This is a genomic window from Emticicia sp. (assembly GCF_049241225.1).
GTDB lineage: Bacteria > Bacteroidota > Bacteroidia > Cytophagales > Spirosomataceae > Emticicia.
On record NZ_JBMLRC010000471.1, the window covers coordinates 25,307 to 30,143 of the forward strand.

General features: G+C 37.9%; 5 protein-coding genes. 4 read left to right on the forward strand and 1 reads right to left on the reverse strand.

What is annotated here, in order from left to right:
- Nucleotides 1-1,403 (reverse strand): serine hydrolase (locus ACOVO2_RS24315; protein ID WP_421772464.1); only part of this gene is annotated, 1,403 nt, incomplete at its 3' end.
- A gap of 275 nt (nt 1,404-1,678) precedes the next feature.
- On the opposite strand from ACOVO2_RS24315, the gene ACOVO2_RS24320 reads away from it, so the two are divergent.
- The 4 genes from ACOVO2_RS24320 to ACOVO2_RS24335 all read left to right on the forward strand — a co-directional run.
- Nucleotides 1,679-2,653 carry a polyprenyl synthetase family protein gene (locus ACOVO2_RS24320; RefSeq protein WP_421772465.1) on the forward strand — a complete coding sequence of 325 codons (975 nt, stop codon included), beginning with the start codon at nt 1,679-1,681 and terminating at the stop codon, nt 2,651-2,653.
- A 47-nt stretch (nt 2,654-2,700) separates the two neighbouring features.
- Nucleotides 2,701-3,336 carry a rhomboid family intramembrane serine protease gene (locus ACOVO2_RS24325; RefSeq protein WP_421772466.1) on the forward strand — a complete coding sequence of 212 codons (636 nt, stop codon included), beginning with the start codon at nt 2,701-2,703 and terminating at the stop codon, nt 3,334-3,336.
- A gap of 109 nt (nt 3,337-3,445) precedes the next feature.
- Nucleotides 3,446-4,318 carry a LytR/AlgR family response regulator transcription factor gene (locus ACOVO2_RS24330; RefSeq protein WP_421772467.1) on the forward strand — a complete coding sequence of 291 codons (873 nt, stop codon included), beginning with the start codon at nt 3,446-3,448 and terminating at the stop codon, nt 4,316-4,318.
- A gap of 172 nt (nt 4,319-4,490) precedes the next feature.
- A partial coding sequence (locus ACOVO2_RS24335) for a DUF2141 domain-containing protein (protein ID WP_421772468.1) occupies nt 4,491-4,837 on the forward strand: 347 nt, incomplete at its 3' end.

Here is a 4,837-nt window from a genome sequence, read left to right on the forward strand (position 1 = left end):
AACAACCCCATTCCAATCATAGCCACTTCCTCTGCTGAGTTTGAAAGTACAACTACTCCAATTTGGCGTTCTTTATCGAAACCTACGAAAGTTCTGAATCCTCCCGTACCGCCTGAGTGTTGATAAATTGTATTTCCTTTTCGTTTGGTGATGTGCCAACCTAAGCCCACGATATTCTGCCCACTTTCAAAAGTTACTTTTTGGCTTAAATCAATGGCTTCTTGTAATTGTTTGGGGGCTTTGGTCATGTTTGCCTCTACATATTTTGCCATGTCGTTTGTTGTGGAGCGAATGCCACCCGCACCAGCCAACATATTCAAATCCCATGCTGTGGCGGCTTTGCCTTTTTCGTCGTAGCCTTGTGCAAAATTATTTTTGTCAGTAGCATCTAAGCTGATTTTTGTATTTTTCAGTTTCAACGGTTTACAGATTTTTTGCAATAATAATTCTTCGTAAGAAACCTGATTTTGTTGAGCTACAATTGTTCCGAGCAAACCCACCGCAAAATTTGAATAATCATAGTTTACACCCACTTCACGGTAAGGCTTAAAAGTTTTCAGATAGCTATACATTCGTCCAGCATCATAATTCTGATACGGATTATTGGCATCATCGCCTTTTTTGTAAAGATTCATCGGTAAACGAGGAAATCCCGATGAATGATTCGATAAAGTTTTGAGCGTGATTGGCACATCTTTAAATTCCATTTTTCCAATCGAATCAGGCAGGTATTTATTGATGGGGTCGTCGAGCGACATTTTGCCTCCTACCACTTCATCGGCAAGTAAAATGCCTGTAAAAGTTTTAGTGATTGAGCCAATTTCAAAAAAGGTTTTATCAGCATCGGGTAATTGTTTTTCACCTTTTTTAATTTCACCGTAGCTGTAAGTAGTAGTTTTTCCATCTTTTATGAATGCCACACAAATGCCTGCCGTGTGTTGCATCTGAATGTAGGGCCTTACCAAGCTATCAACTCGTAAATCGAGCGGCGTTTTCATTGGATTGTTACTTGCCACTTGATAATCCTTCTTCGGTACATCACCTTTGTAAGGCTGAAAGAGCAGTGTTGAGATTTTATCGTTTTTATCAAGTCCAATAAAGAAATTTTGACTTCCTTTCTCAAAAATAGCTTTGTAATGTGCCACACCATTGGTTGTTTTCTGAAATTCCGAAGTTTGCCATTTTCCGAGTTGATTATAAATCATCGAAGATACTTGGACGATTTGAGTTTCTGAAACTTGTTTTTGAAAGCTTTCGTTAGTTAGGGCGTAAAGTGCTTTACCGTTTTTTTCATTGAAAGTTGCTTCAACTAATTTTCGCACTGAATCTATTTTGGCCGAAACTGCCTGCGAAAAGCCTGTAAATGAACTTGTTAGTAGTAAAATTGTGAGTAAAGTTCGCATTATATACGGTTTGTTTGATGACCAAATTTGCAGAAGAACCAACAAAGTCAAGACGAAATTTTGATAGGTGGTCAAATAAAATGATTTAGTGGGCGAAAATTAAAAATCATAAACTAAAACCAAATACAACTTTAATGAGTTGATATTCAAAGTCTTTCGATTTTATACCATGCTTGAATACATAATTTGCTTGGTAGTTTTGCTAAGTTTGGCGTTATTTGTTTTTCAATCCGTGTATCTGATTTTCGGCGAACAGGATGTTCGCTCCACATTTTATGTCATTAGAAGTATTCCTTAAAGCAATTCAAACCGAAATTGCTCATACAAAATACGGCGAAAGTCCCGTTGAACTCTACGAACCCATCGAATATTTGATGTCGCTCGGTGGTAAAAAAATGCGTCCATTACTTACCGTGATGGCCACTAATATTTTTGTTGATGACTGGCAAAAGGCTGTAAAACCAGCCCTTGGCGTAGAGGTTTTTCATAATTTCACACTCATGCACGATGATATTATGGATGCTGCTCCACTACGTAGGGGCAAGCCAACGGTGCATGAAAAATGGAACTCAAATGTGGCGATTCTTTCGGGTGATGTGATGCTCGTATGTGCGTATGAGTTGATGACGGCCGTTGATGATAATATTTTTAAGCACGTAATCAGAAGATTTAACCGTACGGCAGCCGAAGTTTGTGAAGGCCAGCAGTGGGACATGAATTTTGCCACCCGAAATGATGTTACAGAAGACGAGTACATCAATATGATTCGTCTAAAAACATCAGTTTTGCTGGGTTTTGCCTTAGAACTGGGTGGTTTGATTGCCGAAGCTGGCGAAGAAGCTACACAATTATTGTATGATTTCGGAACAAATATCGGTATTGGCTTTCAGCTAAAAGATGATATTTTGGATGTTTATGGTGACCCCGAAAAATTTGGCAAACAAGTAGGTGGCGATATTATCGAAAACAAAAAAACGTGGCTTTTGCTAAAAGCTCTCGAAATCGGTAAAGGTACTGCCCAAGAAACTGAGCTACAAGCATGGATTGATGCCAAAGAATTTGATAAAGACGAAAAAGTAAAAGCAGTAAGAGCTATTTATGACTCCTTGAATATCAGACAATTGGCCGAACAAAAAATGAATGCGTTTTTTGATAAAGGCTTGGCTGATTTAGAAAAACTCAATGCTTCGGCAGAAAGAAAACAGCCGTTGATTGAGCTTACCAAACAATTAATAGAACGAGAATCGTAAAAAGTCCACGGTCGATAGTCCACAGTCGACAGTAAAAAACAAAAAAAATGGAGCAACTGACCGCAAATTTTTTAATTATACTCGTCACGGTAGGTGTGAGTCTTTACGCACTGAGTAACCCAACGATGCTTTATAGTTGGATGATGAACCCCAAAGCTATTGACCGCAACCGTGAATATCACCGTTTCGTAACTTCGGGTTTTGTTCATGCCGATTTTATGCACTTGTTTTTCAATATGTTCACCTTATATAGTTTTGGTGATTTTATTGAGCAGGTTTTCATCCAAAAATTCGATAACGACCCTCGTCTTGGTTCGGTAGCTTATGTGATTTTCTATGTAGTAGCGATCGTGGTGTCTGATTTATCGACATTTTTCAAGCACCGCAAAGACGGAAATTATAATTCACTCGGTGCATCAGGAGCGGTTTCTGCCGTAATTTTTGGAGCGATTTTATTCATTCCTACTGCGAAGCTGGCGGTATTTTTTATTCCGATGCCTGCGTTTATTTTTGCCATTCTTTATTTGGCATTTACTTATTATGAAATGCGACGTGGCAATGGCTACATTAACCATTCGGCTCACTGGTGGGGTGCGATTTTTGGCGTAGTTGTGATGATTGCGATGTACCCAGAAGTTGTACCGAGTTTTATTAACCAAATTGCAAACTGGCGTCCGTTTTGATTGGTAATTAGTTATCTTTTACTCGTTATTTGTTTTGTAAGACACTTATTCTGTGTATTTAATGAAAAAGAGTTTACTCAATCTTACAATCTTATAAGTCCTTCAAATCGTGCTGAGAATTCTACAACAACCATATCCTTTTGGCGAAAAATCGAATATCCGTTTACTCATACAAAGTATCGGTGAAGGTACTTTTATTGCACTTTTTTTGATATTTTTTCAGCCTTTCGGCGTTTCTGAATGGCATGACCCCAACAAAAATTTGTATTTGGCTGGTTATGGACTAATTACTACTTTGTGTGGCATTATTCTTCGGTTTGTGGTTTTCAAAACATTCCCCAAATACCATAGTGAAGCCACCTGGAATGTCGGAAAAGAAATCCTTTCAATAATGATGCTCATTCTGATGATTGCGGCTGGCAATGTAGTGTATAGTAATCTTATTTTTAACTTAGAAAATGGCATAAGTAGTTTCTTTTGGATGCTCTTGGCGGTTATGATTATCGGTATTTTTCCTGCAACATTTGGCGTAATGCTCAATTACATCGTTCAACTCAAAAAATACAATCAGCCAATCATTGTTCATCATCAAACGCCAGAAATTACTTTAGCAGAAAAGGTTTCCGAAAATAAGGTACAAAGTTCCGCTCTTTTAAAACTAATAGCCGAAAACGAAAAAGATTCGATAGAGTTAAGAGCCGAATCTCTTTATTTTATTGAATCGTCTGATAATTATTCAACTATATATTACGAAAAGCAGGGGAAACTCCAAAAAGAGCTTCTTCGTAGTAGCCTTACTCGCCTCGAAAGCCAAATACCTTCCGAAAACATTGTGCGTTGTCATCGCTCGTTTATTGTCAATCTCGATAAAGTTGAGAAAGTAACGGGCAATGCACAAGGCTATAAACTTCACCTCGAAGCCCCCGAATTGCTCGTTCCAGTTGCTCGCAAATACTCAGAGATTGTTGAACGATTGAAATAAACTCGTAGGAAAGCTTTACGATTATCCCACATTTTTGTCATTCTCCCCTTCGTTTTGTCAAACTTCCCAAAGGTTTGATAATTAGCCCTTTCATTTGTTTTCAAAATAGTATTTACTCTACATTTGTACCATTCAAAAGCACAAATATTTTAAACACAAAATAGAAATCAAAATGAAAACGCTTGTAAAAACAATCATCCTAATCGCAATTTTTGCATTTACTTCAACTATCACTTTTGCTCAAAACAAATACAGTGTAACAGTTACGGTAAAAGGTATTCAGCAACGAACAGGGAAAATCTTGGCTACGATTTCGAACGATGAAAATAGCTTCCCACAAGGTGGAGGAATAAAATCAGCCACCGCCGAAGTAACCAAAGAAGGTGAAATAACTTTAAAGTTTGAAGGAATGTTGGAAGGCAAATATGCCATTGTTTTATACCAAGATTTAAACGGCGATAACAAACTCGATATGAACGGACAAATGCCAGCCGAACCGTTTGGTTTTTCAAATGTAAC